We start from the raw sequence: 16,851 nt of genomic DNA, 5'->3' as shown, positions 1-16,851 counted from the left end.
CCTTCGAGAATAAGGACGAAGCCCGGACCGGTCCGAACCTCGACGGAGACTTATCCAATCCTGGGAACCTGTTACTAGTCACCAATATGGCTGATCTTGTAACGCAAGAATCGAAACAAAAGGTTATAACAAGTTACATATTGGGCAGGTTATTCTACCCAAAAGTCGTACGTAATTATACGTAGTCCCGGAGGCGCGACCATGCCGGGCGCGCCCTGTAGGCTCCGGGTTGATCCTCGGCTAGGATCAACCGGAGCAGGGCCTCCGGCGGAGACCTGCGTGCAAGTGAAGAGTTGAGAGGAGGGCTAACATGCGTTCCGCCGTTCTTGGCGCCCTTCTGTCGGCGGCGTTTTGCGGCTCGGCCGTGTTGGTCACCCTAAACGCCTTGGCCGCGCCCGCGCTGACGGGCAAATGGCGAATCCTCACGGTGGCCGGCGTCGATGAGCTGGACGCCGGGAAGAGCCGCGCCGAATTCGCCGGAAACGGCCGATTCGCCTCCACCGTCGGCTGCAACCGAATCGCCGGGGCGCCGTCGACCTCCGGCGGCCGGCTGAGCTTCGGGCCGATGATGACGACGCGCATGGCCTGCCCGCCGCCGCTCGACCGGGTGGAGCAGAATTATCTCGCCGCACTGCAAGCGGCGCGCGGCTACAGGCTCGACGGAGAGCGGCTCCTTTTCCTTGACGAAAACGGCGAAACGCTCGTTGCGCTGGAGCGCGAGAGGGAGCGCCCCTAAGCCGTGGGCGCCGTCTCCAGCCGATGCGCCGCGAGCCGCGCGGCCTCTGCGCCCGAGAGCATGGCGCCATTGAAGCCATGTTCGCCGCCGAAGGCCGAGGCGAGGAACAGCCCGCCAATGGGGGTCGCCGGCGTGCGCGGGAAGCCCATGAAGATCGGCTCCTCCGGAGGCAGCGGGGCAAAGCCGTAGACCGCGCCTTCCGGCGTGTTGAGATAGCTCGACATGGAGAAGGCGTTGAGCAGCATGCGCGAGGTCACGAGCCCCGAGATGCCGGGGTGGTCCTGCTCCAGCCGCGCCTGAATGGCGTCGAGCCAGGCCTCGCGGCGGGAGATCGCCTCTTCTTTCGTCAGCCCCTTCCAATTGTCGAAGCGGTCGAGGCCGAGGACGCTGAGAAGAATGGGCGGCTCGTCCCAGAGCCCCGAATCGACCGCGGTGAAATTGGAGACGGCGTGCAGCGGCAATTCGCCCTTCGGCATGTCCGCCATGGCCGTGGCGCCGTCGCCATACTGGTCGAACCGCCCCATGGTCGAGGGCAGGTCGATCGTGAGGAAACTCGTCAGGCCGACCGTGGCCGGCTTCGCGCTCAGGCCGAAATTTGCGGAGAAGAGCGAAGTCGAGAGCGGCCGGCGGCCGAAGGCCTCCTCCATCTTCGCGCGGGCCGGCGCTTCCATCATGGCGGCCGCCGTTGCGGGCGCGCAATTGGCGAGCACGATGCGCGCCTCGATTCGCTCCTCATTGTCGCCCGCCCGCCGCGCGACGTGACGGACTGCGACGGCCGCGCCGTCGGCGTCCGTCTCGATCTGCGAGACGAGCCGGCCCATGCGCACCTGTCCGCCGGCCCTGGTGATGCATTTGGCGAGCTTGAGGCTCAACTGCCGCGAACCGCCCTTGATGTAGGCCCCGCCCGACGCGATGTAACCGCCCTGCGCCAGCGCATAATAAATCCACCATAGCCGGCGCGGATCGTCGCCATAATAGAGAAGATTGGCCCCGAGCGCGCATTTGAGCCCCTCGGCGCCGGCGAAGTCGCGCGTGAAGATTTCGTCGAGCGAGCTCATCCAGCCGTCCGCGGCGGGCTGGACCTCCCACAGGCCGCGAGAGAATTTCGCGAGCGAGCCCTCCTCGCGCGCCTGTTTGAGGTTCCACAAAGCGTCGTGGATGTGCTCGACTTCCCCCAGAAAGCGTTTGATGGCGGCGTTCTTGTCGGGGAAGCGCGCGGCGAGCGCGTCATGCGCCGCCTCGAAACCGACCGGCAGTTCGAAGGGCTCGCCGAGAGGGCCGCCGCGCACCTTATAGAGCGGGCCGGTCGGCTGCCACTCGATCTCGTCGAGAATGCCGAGCCGGCTGAGGATATGATGTTTCACGTCGCGCGGATTGCGCGCGTCCGAGGTCTGGTGCAGCGAAGCCTCGACCCAGAGATCGCCGACCCGGTAGACCGAGGCCGCGCCGCCGATGCTGAAATTGCGCTCCAGAAGGCAAACGCTGTAACCGGCTTGCGCAAGCAGCGCGCCCGCCGTGAGGCCCCCGAGCCCGGAGCCGATCACCACGGCGTCGAATTTCCTGTCGCTCATTTTCTGGCGTCGCCTCTTTATCGTAAGTCGCCCAACTCGACGGGCGCGGTCTGGCCAAAGCCGGATTCGCCCCCAACATAACATGGCGTCGCGCGCGGGCGCGGCCCGTTCGAGGAAGCGTCAATGACAGAAGAAAGCTTTCCGGTCACGCGCAGCGAGGAGGAGTGGCGCGCGCGCCTCACGCGCGAGCAATATGAAGTGATGCGCGGCCATGGCACGGAGCGGCCGGGAAGTTGCGCGCTCAATCACGAGAAAAGGCGCGGCGTCTTTTGTTGCGCGGGCTGCGACCAGCCGCTCTTCCGCTCGGGGGAGAAGTTCGAGAGCGGCACAGGCTGGCCGAGCTTCTTCGACCCCCTGCCGGGCGCGCTCGGCTCAACGGTGGACCGCGGCTACGGCATGGTGCGCACAGAGGTGCATTGCAGCCGGTGCGGGTCCCATCTCGGCCATGTGTTCCCCGATGGCCCCCCGCCGACCGGGCTGCGCTATTGCATCAACGGGGTCGCCCTGAATTTCATCCCCGAAAACGAGCCCGCATGATAAGGCTTTCTGATCGACCGATAGGGCCGGCGCTGCGACAGGCGGGTGCGACAAAAATTTTTTCGACCTGCCTGTTTCCCGCCAAATGGCGCCCCATGGCCTCCCGTAGCGGATAGGGAAGGGCGGGGCCAACCTGGCCGCGAGACGCCGCTGTCGACATTCTGGCGCCTGCCGATTAGGCGCGATCCCGACATTGGCCTTCGAAGCGTTTCCCTAGAAAATACCGGGGGAAACGCGAATTCTTGTTGATAGTCGTCTTACCTGCCTGTTTGGATAGGCAAAGGGTAGATGGCTCGCCCCGCTCGAAGAATATGCGGCGCCCTCGATTCGCATCGTCGCGCGAGCGGGAAAGGCCGAATTGCTGCATTGCAGCGTTGCACGCGCGCGCGTGATCGGCTGCTTGACGGGCAATTTTTATTGCCGTCATACGAAGCCTGCACTCAAGGACGTTCGATGGGCTCATTGCGCGCGGCGGGCGGTCCGGGCGCGAGCCGGGCCTCGATGGGCCGAGGGCGAACTTAAGCGACGGTCGTTTGACAAGGCCGCGGACGCCAAGGCGGCGGGAGCCCCGCCGCACGCGCACCGGGGCCGATAATTTCCGGGGCCTGGCACAACGGGCTCGAGAGGGAGTGGAGCTATATGTCGTCATCTACGTCAGCCGCCGCGTCGGGCGCGAGCGGGAAAGACAACCAGCACCTTTCGCCCAAGTCCGACATCGAGATTTCGCAGGCCGCCAACATGCGGCCGATCGTCGACGTGGCGCGCGACAAGCTCGGCATTCCGGCGGAGCACATTCAGCCCTATGGCCACTACAAGGGCAAGATTTCCCTCGACTACATCTCGTCGCTCGAGGGCAAGCCGGACGGCAAGCTCATTCTCGTGACGGCGATCACGCCGACGCCCGCCGGCGAAGGCAAGACCACGACCACGGTCGGCCTCACCGACGGTCTGAACCATATCGGCAAGAAGGCGCTCTGCTGCCTGCGCGAGCCTTCGCTCGGCCCCTGCTTCGGGGTGAAGGGCGGCGCGGCCGGCGGCGGCTATGCGCAGGTCGTGCCGATGGAGGACATCAACCTTCACTTCACGGGCGATTTCCACGCCATCGGCGCGGCCAATAATCTGCTCGCCGCGCTCATCGACAATCACGTCTATTGGGGCAATTCCCTCGGCCTCGACACCCGCCGCATCTCCTGGCGCCGCGTCGTCGACATGAACGACCGCGCGCTGCGCTCGATCGTCTCCTCGCTCGGCGGCGTGTCGAACGGCTTCTCCCGCGAGGACGGCTTCGACATTACGGTGGCTTCCGAGGTCATGGCGATCTTCTGCCTCGCGTCGAATTTCGCCGATCTCCAGAAGCGTCTCGGCAATATCGTCGTCGGCCAGACGCGCGAGAAGAAGAACATTCGCGCCTCCGAGCTGAAGGCTGCGGGCTCCATGGCCGCGCTGCTCAAAGACGCGATCGCGCCCAATCTCGTGCAGACGCTCGAGAACAATCCGGCGATCATCCACGGCGGCCCCTTCGCCAACATCGCGCATGGCTGCAACTCGGTCATCGCCACGAAGTCGGGCCTGAAACTTGCTGATTACGTGGTGACGGAAGCGGGCTTCGGCGCCGATCTCGGAGCCGAGAAGTTCTTCGACATCAAGTGCCGCAAGGCGGGCCTCAAGCCCGACATCACCGTGATCGTTGCGACCATTCGCGCGCTCAAGATGCATGGCGGCGTCGCCAAGGAAGATCTGAAGGGCGAAAACGTCGAGGCGGTCGAGAAGGGCTTCGCCAATCTCAAGCGCCATATCGGCAACGTCCGCAAGTTCGGCGTGCCGGTGCTCGTCACGGTCAACAAATTCTCCTCCGACACGCCGGCCGAGATGGAGGCGCTCTATCGCCTGTGCAAGGCGGAAGGCGTCGACTGCGTCGTCGCGGACAACTGGGGCTCGGGCGGCGCCGGCGCCGCCGACCTGGCGCGCGCCGTCGTGCAGACGATCGAGTCGCAGCCCTCGAACTTTAAGCCGCTCTATCCCGACGACATGCCGCTCGCCGAGAAGGTGCGCACCATCGCCAAGGAGCTCTACGGCGCCGCCGACATCTCCTATGATGCGAGCGTCAAGGCGCGCTTCGCGGAACTGGAGAAGGAGGGCTTCGGCCACCTGCCGGTCTGCATCGCCAAGACGCAGTACAGCTTCTCGACCGATCAGAACGCCAAGGGCGCGCCCTCGGGCTTCGTGATTCCGATTCGCGAGCTGCGTCTCTCCGCGGGCGCCGAATTCGTCGTGGTGGTCTGCGGCGACATCATGACCATGCCCGGCCTGCCGAAGGTTCCGGCCGCCAACAACATCGAAGTGGGCGCGGACGGCCGCATCAGCGGCCTGTTCTGATCGTCGAGCGCCGGGGGTTTCCGGCGCCTTCGAACGCCAGCCGGCGCGCTGCGCTGGCGATATCCGTTGAAACCAGGAAAGCTCGAAGGGAGCTCAAAAATGTCCAATTCCAGAATTCCGGGCCGCAATTTCCTGTTCGTCCCGGGTCCGACCAATCTTCCCGACCGCGTCCTGCGCGCGATGATGGTCGCCTCGGAAGATCATCGTTCGCCGATTTTCCCCGATCTCGTGAAGCCGCTGTTCCCGCAGCTTAAGAAGGTCTTCGAGACGGAGAAGGGCCACGCCTTCATTTTCCCGGCGTCGGGCACGGGCGGCTGGGAAGCGGCCATCACCAACACGCTGTCCCCCGGCGACAAGGTTCTCGCCCAGCGCTTCGGCCAGTTCTCCCATCTGTGGATCGACCTCGCCAACCGCCTCGGCCTCGAGGTCATCAAGCAGGAGCTTCCCTGGGGCACGGGCAATGATCCGGCGCTGATCGAAGAGACGCTGAAGGCCGACAAGAATCACGAGATCAAGGCCGTCTTTGCCACGCACAACGAGACCGCGACGGGCGTGACCTCGGACATCGGCGCGGTGCGCAAGGCGATCGACGCCGCGAAGCATCCGGCGCTGCTCTTCGTCGACGGCGTGTCCTCGGTCGCGTCGCTGCCCTTCCACATGGACGAATGGGGCGTCGACGTCATCGTGTCGGGTTCGCAGAAGGGCTTCATGCTGCCGGCCGGCCTGCTGCTGATGGCGGCGAGCCAGAAGGCGATCGAAGCGGGCAAGACCAACAAGTCGCGCCGCGCCTACTTCGAATTCCAGGACATGATCAAGAACAACGAGACCGGCTACTTCCCCTATACGCCGTCGATCCCGTTGCTGCATGGCCTCAAGGAAGCTCTGTCGATCCTCTTCGAAGAGGGTCTCGATCAGGTCTACAAGCGCCACCACCACCTCGCCGAGGGCGTTCGCGCCGCTGTTTCGGCCTGGGGCCTCCAGACCTGCGCCAAGGAGCCGAAGTGGAATTCGGACACCGTCACCGCCATCGTGGTGCCGGAAGGCTACAATGCCGCCAAGGTCATCGAGACCGCCTACAAGCGCTATAACCTCGCGCTCGGCGCCGGCCTCTCGGAAGTCGCCGGCAAGGTGTTCCGCATCGGCCATCTCGGCGACCTCAACGAGCTGATGCTGCTCGGCGCCATCGCGGGCGCGGAAATGGCGATGCTCGACAACGGCATCAAGATCGAGGCCGGCTCCGGCGTCGCGGCCGCTCAGGCGGTCTATCGCGCCAATCCGCTCCTCAAGATGTAATTTGACGAAGCCCTCTCCCCGCACGCGGGGAGAGGGTCTCTCCCGAAACGGGAGAGCGCTGCAAGAAGAGTGAAGAACGGGGGAAGTTCATGTCGCACAAAATCGTCTTTCTGGATCGCGAAACGCTCGACGCCAATGTGCGCAAACCCAATTTCCCGCATGAATACACGGAATACGCCCAGACCTCGCCCGATCAGATCGTCGAGCGCACGAAGGACTGCGACATCATCATCACCAACAAGGTTCCGCTGCGCGAAGCGACGCTGAAGCAGCTGCCGAAGCTGAAGCTCATCGCCGTCGCCGCGACCGGCACCGACGTGATCGACAAGGCCTATACGACGGCCAACGGGATCACCGTCTCCAACATCCGCAATTACGCCTACAACACGCTGCCCGAGCATGTCTTCGCGCTGCTCTTCGCGCTGCGCCGCAATCTCGTGAACTATGTCGACAGCGTGCGCCACGGCCGCTGGGGCTACGCCAACCAGTTCTGCTATTTCGACTATCCGATTTATGACATCGCCGGATCGACGCTCGGCATCATCGGTTATGGCGCGCTCGGCAAGCAGGTCGAGAGCCGCGCCAAGGCGCTCGGCATGAAGGTTCTCATCAACGATGTGACGGACCTTCCCGGCAAGGTGGATGTGGCGACCATCCTGCGCGAGGCGGATGTCGTGACGCTGAACATTCCGCTGACGCCGGAAACGAAGAACATGATCGGCGCGAAAGAGCTCGCCTCGATGAAGAAGTCCGCCTGCATCATCAATACGGCGCGCGGCGGCATCATCGACGAAGCCGCGCTCGCCGACGCGCTGCGCAAGGGGGTCATCGCCGGCGCCGGCCTCGACGTCCTCACGGTCGAGCCGCCGAAGAACGGCAATGTCCTGCTCGATCCGACGATCCCCAATCTGATCATCACGCCCCATGTCGCCTGGGCGTCGAAGGAAGCCATGCAGGTGCTCGCCGATCAGCTGATCGACAACATCGACGCCTTCGTCGCGGGCGACCCGCGCAATATGGTGACGGCGTAAGAGGCAGGAATGGGCGCGGCTGTCACCCCGTCATGCCCGCGCCCGTCGCGGGCGTCCACGCGGCGCCGCCACTCAGAAGGGTTGCGAAGAGCGCCCGCAAGTTTTGCAACGTCGCGGCGTGAATGGCCGGGACGGGCTCGGGCCACGACGCGCGTGGCGGGCCTTGCCGAGGATCGCAAATGACCAAGAAACTTCTTTTCCTTTTCGACACCGACCCCGTCGCCAGCGTTTTCGACACGGTCGTGGGCTATGACGGCGGCGCCGACCACATCATCGGCTATGGCGGCGTGACGCCCGAAAGCGTCGGCGCGCTCGTCGACGGCTGCATCTACACGCGCGGCCCCAAGGAGAAGCAATATACGGCGATCTTCGTCGGCGGCGGCTCGATGGTCGCGGGCGAAGCGGTGTTCAAGGCGGTGAAGAAGCGCTTCTTCTCCAATTTCCGCGTCTCCGCCATGCTCGACTCCAACGGCTCCAACACCACGGCGGCCGCAGGCGTGGCGCTGCTCGCCAAGGCCGGCAATCTCAAGGGCAAGAAGGCCGTCGTGCTCGCCGGCACCGGCCCCGTCGGCATGCGCGCCGCCGCCATGCTGAACATCGAGGGCGCCGAAGTCGCCATCACCTCGCGCGAGAAGTCGCGCGCCGACGCCGCCGCCAAGGCCATTCAGGAGCGTTTCGGCTTCACGCCGACGGCGATCGAGGCGCCTGACAACGCGGCCCGCGCGAGCGCGATCAAGGGCGCGCAGATCGTCTTCGCGGCCGGCGCCATCGGCGTGCCGCTCCTCGACGAGAAGGACTGGCAGAACGATCCGACGGTGGAACTCATCGCCGACTGCAACGCCCAGCCGCCGCTCGGCGTCGGCGGCGTCGAGGCCATCGACAAGGCCAAGGAGCGCCACGGCAAGATCGTCATCGGCGCGCTGGGGCTCGGCGGCCTCAAGCTGAAGCTGCATCGTGAATGCGTGGGCAAGCTCTTCGAGAGCGCCGACAAGGTGTTCGATTGCGAAAACATTTACGCCCAAGCGAAAGAGCTGGCCTGACATGAGCGCGAAGACTGAAACGATCGGCAAATTCCTCGACGAACTCGCCAGCGACGCGCCGACCCCCGGCGGCGGCGGCGCGGCGGCGCTCTCGGGCGCCATGGGCGCGGCGCTCGTCTCGATGGTCTGCAATCTGACCATCGGCAAGAAGAACTACGAGGCCGTCTCCGAGGATCTGAAGAAGACCCTCGCCCGCGCCGAAGAGCTGCGCGCCGAACTGACGAAGGGCATCGACGAGGACGTCGTCGCCTTCAACACGCTGATGGGCGCCTATGGCCTGCCGCGCGGCACGGACGAAGAGAAGGCGAAACGCTCGGACGCGATCCAGCAGGCGCTCAAGGCCGCGACGCTCGCGCCGCTTTCCACCTGCAAGGTCTGCTACGAGGTGATCGCCCTCTCCAAGGACGCCGCCGACAAGGGCAACCTCAACGTCATCAGCGACGCCGGCGTCGCCGTGCTCGCCGCCAACGCCGGCCTGCGCAGCTGCGCGCTCAACGTCTTCATCAACGCCAAGTCGATCAAGGACCGCGACTTCGCCGAGAAGCAGCTCGCCGAGGTGAACGCGCTGCTCGCCAAGGCGAGCGCGGAGACCGAAGCGGTCTACGACGTCGTCAAAGGCAAGATCGGCGGCTGACGTGAAAAGCGCCGCCGCCCAATAAACCGCGACAAGAACGCGAGGAAGGAACGGGGAAATGGACGTCCACGAGTACCAAGCGAAGGAAATTCTGGCGGCGCATGGCGTGGCCATTCCGCCGGGCACCGTGGCTTTCAGCCCGGACCAGGCCGTTTACGCGGCGACCGAACTCGGCGGTTCGCATTGGGTGGTGAAGGCGCAGATCCACGCCGGCGCGCGCGGCAAGGCGGGCGGCGTCAAGCTCTGCCGCACCTATCACGAGGTGCAGCAGGCGGCGCGCGATCTTCTGGGCAAGCGGCTGGTGACGTCGCAGACGGGCCCCGAGGGCAAGCCCGTCCAGCGCGTCTATGTCGAGGTCGCCGATCCCTTCGAGCGCGAGATTTATCTGGGCTTCGTGCTCGACCGCAAACTCGAGCGCGTGCGCGTCATCGCCTCGAAGCATGGCGGCATGGACATCGAGGAGATCGCCCGCACCGCGCCGCACGAGATTCTTCAGGTGATCGTCGAGCCGGCGGTCGGGCTGCTGCAATTCCAGGCGCGCGAACTGGCCTTCCAGCTCGGCCTCAATCTCAAGCAGGTCTCGCGCGCCGTGCAGACCATCATGGGCGCCTATCGCGCCTTCCGCGACAATGACGCGACCATGCTCGAGATCAACCCGCTCGTCATCACCAAGGACGACAAGGTTCTCGCGCTCGACGCCAAAATGTCCTTCGACGACAATGCGCTGTTCCGCCGCCGCAACATCGTCGACATGAACGACCCCTCGCAGAGCGATCCGCGCGAGGCGCAGGCGCATGAGCACAGCCTCAATTACATCGGACTCGACGGCGAGATCGGCTGCATCGTCAACGGCGCCGGTCTCGCCATGGCGACGATGGACATGATCAAACACGCCGGGGGCAATCCGGCGAACTTCCTCGACGTCGGCGGCGGCGCCTCGCCCGAGCGCGTGGCCACCGCCTTCCGGCTCGTGCTCTCCGACCGCCGCGTCAAGGTGGTGCTCGTCAACATCTTCGCCGGCATCAATCGCTGCGACTGGGTCGCGCAGGGCGTCGTCGACGCGGTGCGCGCCGAGCGCATCGAGGATGTGCCGCTCGTCGTGCGCCTCGCCGGCACCAATGTCGAGGCCGGCAAGAAGATCATCTCCGAGAGCGGCATTCCGATCATCCAGGCCGATACGCTCGCCGAGGCCGCCGAGAAGGCCGTCGCCGCTTACAAAAGCGTCAAGTAAGGGCGGGGGAAGGACATCATGAGCATTCTCATCGACGAAAAGACGCCGATCCTCGTCCAGGGCATCACCGGCGACAAGGGCAGCTTCCACACCAAGGAAATGATCGACTACGGCAGCAATGTCGTGGCCGGCGTCACGCCCGGCAAGGGCGGCAAGACCCATCACGGCGTGCCGGTGTTCAACACGGTCAAGGAAGCCGTGCGCGAGACCGGCGCCCAGGCGTCGATCACCTTCGTCGCGCCGGCCTTCGCGGCGGACGCCATCATGGAGGCGGCGGACGCGGGCATCCGCCTCATCTGCTCCATCACCGACGGCATTCCGGCGCAGGACATGATGCGCGTGAAGCGCTATTTCCTGCGCTTCCCCAAGGATCGCCGGCCGATGATGGTCGGGCCGAACTGCGCGGGCATCATCTCGCCCGGCAAGGCCATGCTCGGCATCATGCCGGGGCACATCTACAGCCGCGGGCCGGTCGGGCTGATCTCACGCTCGGGCACGCTCGGTTACGAGGCCGCCTCGCAGCTCAAGGCGCTCGGGCTCGGCATTTCGACCTCGGTCGGCATCGGCGGCGATCCGATCAACGGCTCGTCCTTCCTCGATCACCTGGTTCTCTTCGACAAGGACCCGGAGACCGAGGCCGTGCTGATCATCGGCGAGATCGGCGGGCCGCAGGAGGCCGAGGCCGCCGCCTGGATCAAGGAAAACTTCTCCAAGCCGGTGATCGGCTTCGTCGCCGGCCTCACGGCGCCGAAGGGCCGCCGCATGGGCCATGCGGGCGCCATCATTTCGGCGGCCGGCGACAGCGCGGCCGAGAAGACCGAGATCATGAAGTCCTATGGCCTGACCGTCGCCCCCAATCCGGCGGAGTTCGGCACGACCGTCGCGAAGGTGCTGAAACGCGCCTGACGCGCCGCCGTCGCCGGGCCTGCGCGACGCGCGCGCCCGGCCGGCTCACACGCAGGGTCTGCGGCGACGCCGTTTCCGCGAGGGGGAACGCGCCGGCGCGGCCATCCCGCCGCCCGAGGGGCGCTTTGCGAACGCGCAGGGAGTTTTCATGACCGAGACAGAGAACACGAGCCGCGCGATCAGCCTCCCGTCGGCCTTTGCGACGCGGTCTGTCACGGAAGCGTCGGCCTTCCTGCGCGAGCAATTGCTGGCGGTCATCCGCCGCCACATGCCGGAAATCGAGCCGGTCGTGCGCGACAACAAGGCCGGGGCCGGGCTCGCGCCGCGTCAGATGGCGCGCGCGCTCCAGGCGCAGGGCATTCTTTTCCAGCTCGTCTCCATCGCCGAACAGGCCTACGCCATGCGCCGGCGCCGCCGCATCGAGCGCGAGAAGGGCCACGACAAGCTGCTCGGCACCTTCGATTACGTGCTCTCCAGCGCCGCCAGCGCCGGGGTGAGCGCGGCCGACGTGCATGCGCAATTGCAGACGCTGCGCATCCGGCCCGTCATCACCGCCCACCCGACCGAGGCGAAGCGCGTTTCCATTCTCGAGAAATATCGCCGCATCTATCTGCTGATGCGCGATCTCGAATCCACCCGCTGGACGGACCGTGAGCGCGAGGCGCTGGTCAAGGCGATTTACGATCAGGTCGAACTCGTCTGGCTGACGGGCGAACTGCATCTCGAAAAGCCGACTGTCGAGCACGAAGTCGCCTGGGGCCAGCATTTCTTCCAGGAGAGCATTTTCGACCTCGCGCCGGAACTGCTCTCTTCCTTCGAGCGGGCGCTCAAGCGCCACTATCCGCGCGAGAAATTCGAGGTCACGCCCTTCTTCCAGTTCGGCTCCTGGATCGGCGGCGACCGCGACGGCAATCCCTTCGTCACCAATGAGGTGACGCGCCGCACCATGCGCCAGAACGCGACCGCGAGCCTCAATTACTACCGCACGCGCGTCGTCGATCTCGTGCGCATGCTGTCGATCAGCGAACGCGCCGCCATCATCCCGCCGGCCTTCAAGGAGGAGCTGACGCGCCGCCTCGCCGCTCTTTCCGACGGCGCGGCCATCGCGCAGCGCAACCACAACGAGCCCTATCGCCAGTTCGTCACCACGATCCTGCGCAAGATCGACAATACGCTGGCGGCGACCAATGACGAGCCCGTCTCGGGGCCGCGCTACACCAGCGCCGACAAGCTCATCGGCGATCTGCTGATGCTCGAGGCGGCGCTCATGGAAGCCAAGAGCGAGGCGCTGGCGACGGATCTCGTGCGGCCGCTGCGGCGCGCGGTGGAGATCTTCCGCTTCAGCACCGTGCGTCTCGACATCCGCCAGAACACGACGCGCACCACCGCGGCCCTGCAGGAATTGTGGCGGCTGAAGACCGAAGGCGAGACGCCGCCCGACGTGCGGTCGGACGCGTGGCGCGCCTGGCTACTCAGTGAGCTCGACGCCCCGCGCGCCGCGCCGATCCCGCGCGACACGCTGACCCCCGACACGCGCGACGTCATCGAAATGTTCGAGGTCGTCGCCGACATGCGGGCGCGGCTCGACCGCGAGGCCTTCGGCAGCTTCATCCTGTCGATGACCTCCTCCGCCTCGGACGTTCTCGGCGTCTATCTGCTCGCCAAGGAGGCGGGGCTCTTCGCCGACGCCGCCGGGGTCGATCACCTCACCTTGCCGATCGTGCCGCTTTTCGAGACGATTTCAGACCTTCAGGACGCGCCGGCGATCATGCGCGACCTTCTGGCCGTTCCCGTCGTTCGCCGCAGCACGCAGGCCCAGGGCGATCTCCAGGAAGTGATGATCGGCTATTCGGACTCCAACAAGGATGGCGGCTTCCTGTCGTCGAACTGGGAGCTCTTCAAGGCGCAGGCGCGGCTCACCGAGGTCGGGCAGGAGATGGGCGTCGCCATCGCCTTCTTCCACGGCCGCGGCGGCTCGGTCTCGCGCGGCGGCGCGCCGACTGGCCATGCCATCGCGGCGCAGCCGGCGGGCTCGATTCGCGGCCGTTTCCGCGTCACCGAACAGGGCGAGGTCGTCTCCTTCAAATACGCCAATCGGGGCACGGCGGCCTATCAGATGGAGCTTCTGGCTTCGTCTGTCTTCGCCCATGCGCTGCGCTCGGAGCGTGAAGAGGCGCTGGTGCCGCGCAAGGAGTTCGACGAGGCGATGGAGGAGATTTCCGCCGCTTCCTTCGGAAAATATGACGAACTCGTCGCCGACCCGGACCTCGTCGCTTATTTTCAGGCGGCGAGCCCGCTCGAAGAGATTTCGCTGCTCAACATCGGCTCGCGGCCGGCGCGCCGTTTCGGCGCCAAGAGCCTCGCCGATCTGCGCGCCATCCCCTGGGTCTTCGCATGGGCGCAGAACCGCCATTCGATCACCGGCTGGTATGGCGTCGGCTCAGGCCTCAAGGCCTTCCTCGACGCGCGCGGCGACCGCGGCCTCGAATTGCTGCGCTGGATGTTCGAGGATTCGCGCCTGTTCCGGCTCATTCTCGACGAGGTCGAGAAGACGCTGGCGCTCGTCGATCTGCCGATTGCCCGGCAATACGCCAGCCTCGTCGCCGACGAGGCGGTGCGCGAGAAGATCTTCAAGCTCATCGAGGACGAATACGCCTTGACGCGCGAGATGGTCCTGCGCGTCACCGGCGACCGCGAGCTGACCGAGCGCTTCAAGGAATATGCGGCGCGGCTCACGCACCGCCTCTCGGTCATCAACGAGGTCAATCGCGAGCAGGTCGAGCTTTTGCGCCGTTTCCGCTCGGCGCAGGACGAAACCGTGAAGGAGGACGTGAAAGTGCCTCTGCTCATCTCCATCAGCTGCATCGCCGCGGGCCTCGGGGCCACCGGCTAAATGCATCCTGGCGCGCCTCAGAGGGTCTGTTTTCGATCCGGGCGCATCTTTGAAACGAGAGAAGAAGGAAGGAAATCGTTATGAGCTTTACGCTGATCGAACAGGCCACGCCGCGCCTGCACCGCTCCGAGCTGGCCGTTCCGGGCTCTGCGCCGGGCATGTTCGAAAAGGCCGCCCAGTCGAAGGCCGACGTCGTGTTCCTCGACCTCGAGGACGCGGTCGCGCCGGACGACAAGGAGCAGGCGCGCAAGAACATCATCCAGGGCCTCAACGACATCGATTGGGGCAAGAAGACCATGACGCTGCGCATCAATGGTCTCGACACGCATTACTGCTACCGCGACGTGGTCGACGTTCTCGAGAACTGCCCGCGCCTCGACGTGGTGCTGATCCCCAAGGTCGGCGTGCCGCAGGACGTCTACGCGATCGACATGATGATCACGCAGATCGAGCAGTACAAGAAGCGCACCAAGAAGATCGGCATCGAGGTGCTGATCGAGACCGCGCTCGGCATGGCCAATGTCGAAGCGATCGCCCAGTCGTCGAAGCGTCTCGAGGCCATGTCCTTCGGCGTCGCCGACTACGCCGCCTCGACCCGCGCCCGCACGACCGTCATCGGCGGCGTGAACCCGGACTACGGCGTTCTGACCGACAAGGACGAGAAGGGCGAGCGCGATTATTACTGGATGGATCAGTGGCACGCCGCCCAGACCCGCATGATGGTCGCCTGCCGCGCCTATGGCCTGCGTCCGATCGACGGCCCGTTCGGCGACTTCAACGATCCGGAAGGCTACAAGGCCGCCGCCAAGCGCGCCGCGGTGCTGGGCTATGAGGGCAAGTGGGCGATCCATCCCTCGCAGATCGAGCTGGCCAATGAGGTCTACACGCCCTCGGAAGCCGAAGTGACCAAGGCCCGCCGCATCCTCGCGGCGATGGAAGAGGCCGCCAAGCAGGGCAAGGGCGCCGTGTCGCTCGACGGCCGCCTCATCGACATCGCCTCGATTCGCATGGCCGAGGCGCTGATCGAGAAGGCCAACGCCATCAGCGGCTCGTAAGGACCGGGACGGCCCCTTCCCATCCCTCCCCCGCTCACGCGGGAGAGGGAGCGGGGCGGGGCCGTCGCCAAGAAAGCCGATCGCGAGCGTCCCCTCTCCCCAAAGCGGGGGAGGGTCAGGGAGGGGGCGACCCCTGCGCATTTCCGGAAGAAAGCCATCCATGTCCGACGATCACCGCCAGCTTCTCCGCGCCATGTTCGACGCCGCTGTCGGCGCCGCGCATCCGTCCCGTTGCCTGCCGCAGCATCTGGCCAGGATCGCGCCGCCCAAGGGCCGCACGGTCGTCATCGGCGCCGGCAAGGCGGCCGCCTCCATGGCCGCGGCGGTCGAGGAACATTGGAGGGGCGGGCCGCTCGACGGGCTGGTCGTCACCCGCTACGAACATGGCGCGCCCACGAAGCAGATCGAGGTGATCGAAGCCTCGCATCCCGTGCCGGACGCCGCCGGCCGCGAGGCGGCGAAGCGCATCCTGCAGAAGGTGCAGGGACTCACCGAGGACGATCTCGTGCTGGCGCTGATTTCCGGCGGCGGTTCGGCGCTGATGGCTTTGCCGGCCGAGGGCGTGACGCTCGAGGAGAAGCAGGCCGTCAACAAGGCGCTTCTGAAGAGCGGCGCCAATATTTCCGAGATGAATTGCGTGCGCAAACATCTCTCCGCGATCAAGGGCGGCCGTCTCGCCCGCGCCGCTGCGCCCGCGCGCGTCGTCGCGCTGATGATCTCCGACGTGCCGAACGACGATCTTTCCGTCATCGCCTCCGGCCCCACGGTTCCCGATCCGACGACGCGCGAGGACGCGCTCGCCGTCATCGCAAAATATAAAATCGACGCGCCGGCGGCGGTGCTCAAACATCTCTCCAGCCCGGATTGCGAGACGCCGAAGCCCGGCGACGCCATCTTCGAGCGGGTCGAGAACATCCTCATCGCGACGCCGCAGGGCTCGCTCGACGCCGCCGCCGCCGTGGCGAAGGCGGCGGGCTACACGCCCTGCATCCTCGGCGATCTCGAAGGAGAGTCGCGCGACGTGGCGCTGGTGCACGCCGGCATCGCCAAGCAGATCGCCAATCACGGCCAGCCCTTCGAGCCGCCCGTCGCCCTCATATCGGGCGGCGAGACGACGGTCACCGTGCGCGGCAATGGCAAGGGCGGCCGCGACGCCGAATTTCTGCTGGGCCTGACGCTGGCGCTCGAAGGCTTCGGCGGCATTTCCGCCATCGCCTGCGATACGGACGGCATCGACGGGGTCGAGACCAACGCCGGCGCCATGATGCTCCCCGACAGCTTCGCCCGCGCGCAGGCCAAGGGCGTCGATCTCAAGGCGCTCTTCGCCAACAACGACGCCTTCACCGCCTTCGAGGCCCTGGGCGATCTCGTCGTCACCGGCCCGACGCGCACGAACGTCAACGACTTCCGCGCCATCCTGGTGCCGAAGCGCGTCGGCGAGGGCCGTCGCGCCGAGGGAGCCGGCGGCGGCGCGAAAGCCGCGGAGGCTTCGTCCGGCTCCAATCTGCTGCGCTGGCTCGGCCTCGCGCGGTGACGGCGCGGCGCGCG

The 16,851-nt window shown here is 66.0% G+C and carries 13 protein-coding genes; 12 read left to right on the top strand and 1 reads right to left on the bottom strand.

Annotation, left to right across the window (positions count from 1 at the left end; translation table 11 throughout):
* The first annotated feature begins 310 nt into the window (after positions 1-310).
* Complete coding sequence (locus WOC76_RS16800) at positions 311-736, top strand: META domain-containing protein (RefSeq protein WP_341389078.1); 426 nt, start codon at positions 311-313, stop codon at positions 734-736.
* Here WOC76_RS16800 and WOC76_RS16795 read toward each other — a convergent pair.
* The gene (locus tag WOC76_RS16795) at positions 733-2,307 is read right to left on the bottom strand and encodes a phytoene desaturase family protein (RefSeq protein WP_341389076.1); all 1,575 of its coding nucleotides are present in this window, start codon (positions 2,305-2,307) and stop codon (positions 733-735) included. The genes WOC76_RS16800 and WOC76_RS16795 overlap by 4 nt on opposite strands.
* 123 nt (positions 2,308-2,430) lie before the next feature.
* On the opposite strand from WOC76_RS16795, the gene msrB reads away from it, so the two are divergent.
* The 11 genes from msrB (at position 2,431) to WOC76_RS16740 (ending at position 16,837) form a co-directional block, all read left to right on the top strand.
* Positions 2,431-2,844 carry a peptide-methionine (R)-S-oxide reductase MsrB gene (gene msrB / locus WOC76_RS16790; protein ID WP_341105244.1) on the top strand — a complete coding sequence of 138 codons (414 nt, stop codon included), beginning with the start codon at positions 2,431-2,433 and terminating at the stop codon, positions 2,842-2,844.
* 639 nt (positions 2,845-3,483) lie between these two features.
* Positions 3,484-5,220: a formate--tetrahydrofolate ligase gene (locus WOC76_RS16785; RefSeq protein ID WP_341105245.1), complete on the top strand. Its 1,737-nt coding sequence runs from the start codon at positions 3,484-3,486 to the stop codon at positions 5,218-5,220.
* Positions 5,221-5,319: 99 nt separating this feature from the next.
* Positions 5,320-6,513, top strand: coding sequence for an aminotransferase class V-fold PLP-dependent enzyme (locus WOC76_RS16780; protein ID WP_341105247.1), 1,194 nt, complete (start codon positions 5,320-5,322; stop codon positions 6,511-6,513).
* Between the two features lie 89 nt (positions 6,514-6,602).
* Entirely contained in the window at positions 6,603-7,544 is a 942-nt protein-coding gene (locus WOC76_RS16775) for a D-2-hydroxyacid dehydrogenase (protein WP_341105248.1), read from the top strand.
* A gap of 179 nt (positions 7,545-7,723) precedes the next feature.
* A complete protein-coding gene (locus WOC76_RS16770; protein WP_341105250.1) occupies positions 7,724-8,584 on the top strand; it encodes an NADP-dependent methylenetetrahydromethanopterin/methylenetetrahydrofolate dehydrogenase in 861 nt (286 codons plus the stop codon).
* 1 nt (position 8,585) lies between these two features.
* On the top strand, positions 8,586-9,218 hold the full coding sequence (gene fchA / locus WOC76_RS16765; RefSeq protein ID WP_341105251.1) for a methenyltetrahydrofolate cyclohydrolase: 633 nt from the start codon (positions 8,586-8,588) through the stop codon (positions 9,216-9,218).
* Positions 9,219-9,276: 58 nt separating this feature from the next.
* Positions 9,277-10,449 carry a malate--CoA ligase subunit beta gene (locus WOC76_RS16760; RefSeq protein ID WP_341105252.1) on the top strand — a complete coding sequence of 391 codons (1,173 nt, stop codon included), beginning with the start codon at positions 9,277-9,279 and terminating at the stop codon, positions 10,447-10,449.
* Between the two features lie 18 nt (positions 10,450-10,467).
* Positions 10,468-11,355, top strand: coding sequence for a succinate--CoA ligase subunit alpha (sucD, locus tag WOC76_RS16755; RefSeq protein WP_341105254.1), 888 nt, complete (start codon positions 10,468-10,470; stop codon positions 11,353-11,355).
* A 148-nt stretch (positions 11,356-11,503) separates the two neighbouring features.
* Positions 11,504-14,248, top strand: a complete 2,745-nt coding sequence (locus WOC76_RS16750) for a phosphoenolpyruvate carboxylase (protein WP_341105255.1) — start codon at positions 11,504-11,506, stop codon at positions 14,246-14,248.
* 80 nt (positions 14,249-14,328) lie between these two features.
* Positions 14,329-15,303: an HpcH/HpaI aldolase/citrate lyase family protein gene (locus WOC76_RS16745; protein ID WP_341105257.1), complete on the top strand. Its 975-nt coding sequence runs from the start codon at positions 14,329-14,331 to the stop codon at positions 15,301-15,303.
* A gap of 160 nt (positions 15,304-15,463) precedes the next feature.
* Entirely contained in the window at positions 15,464-16,837 is a 1,374-nt protein-coding gene (locus tag WOC76_RS16740; RefSeq protein ID WP_341105258.1) for a glycerate kinase type-2 family protein, read from the top strand.
* Positions 16,838-16,851: the final 14 nt, after the last annotated feature.

The organism is Methylocystis sp. IM3, assembly GCF_038070105.1.
In the GTDB taxonomy this organism is placed as follows: Bacteria; Pseudomonadota; Alphaproteobacteria; order Rhizobiales; family Beijerinckiaceae; genus Methylocystis.
The sequence above is the reverse complement of the archived record's forward strand: the minus strand, read 5'-3'. Positions and strand labels throughout refer to the sequence as shown.

What these genes read in the sequence shown, in the direction of transcription:
- WOC76_RS16800 (WP_341389078.1), top strand. Translation starts at nt 311, where the DNA reads ATGCGTTCCGCCGTTCTTGGCGCCCTTCTGTCGGCGGCGTTTTGCGGC.
- WOC76_RS16795 (WP_341389076.1), bottom strand. Translation starts at nt 2,307, where the DNA reads ATGAGCGACAGGAAATTCGACGCCGTGGTGATCGGCTCCGGGCTCGGG.
- msrB (WP_341105244.1), top strand. Translation starts at nt 2,431, where the DNA reads ATGACAGAAGAAAGCTTTCCGGTCACGCGCAGCGAGGAGGAGTGGCGC.
- WOC76_RS16785 (WP_341105245.1), top strand. Translation starts at nt 3,484, where the DNA reads ATGTCGTCATCTACGTCAGCCGCCGCGTCGGGCGCGAGCGGGAAAGAC.
- WOC76_RS16780 (WP_341105247.1), top strand. Translation starts at nt 5,320, where the DNA reads ATGTCCAATTCCAGAATTCCGGGCCGCAATTTCCTGTTCGTCCCGGGT.
- WOC76_RS16775 (WP_341105248.1), top strand. Translation starts at nt 6,603, where the DNA reads ATGTCGCACAAAATCGTCTTTCTGGATCGCGAAACGCTCGACGCCAAT.
- WOC76_RS16770 (WP_341105250.1), top strand. Translation starts at nt 7,724, where the DNA reads ATGACCAAGAAACTTCTTTTCCTTTTCGACACCGACCCCGTCGCCAGC.
- fchA (WP_341105251.1), top strand. Translation starts at nt 8,586, where the DNA reads ATGAGCGCGAAGACTGAAACGATCGGCAAATTCCTCGACGAACTCGCC.
- WOC76_RS16760 (WP_341105252.1), top strand. Translation starts at nt 9,277, where the DNA reads ATGGACGTCCACGAGTACCAAGCGAAGGAAATTCTGGCGGCGCATGGC.
- sucD (WP_341105254.1), top strand. Translation starts at nt 10,468, where the DNA reads ATGAGCATTCTCATCGACGAAAAGACGCCGATCCTCGTCCAGGGCATC.
- WOC76_RS16750 (WP_341105255.1), top strand. Translation starts at nt 11,504, where the DNA reads ATGACCGAGACAGAGAACACGAGCCGCGCGATCAGCCTCCCGTCGGCC.
- WOC76_RS16745 (WP_341105257.1), top strand. Translation starts at nt 14,329, where the DNA reads ATGAGCTTTACGCTGATCGAACAGGCCACGCCGCGCCTGCACCGCTCC.
- WOC76_RS16740 (WP_341105258.1), top strand. Translation starts at nt 15,464, where the DNA reads ATGTCCGACGATCACCGCCAGCTTCTCCGCGCCATGTTCGACGCCGCT.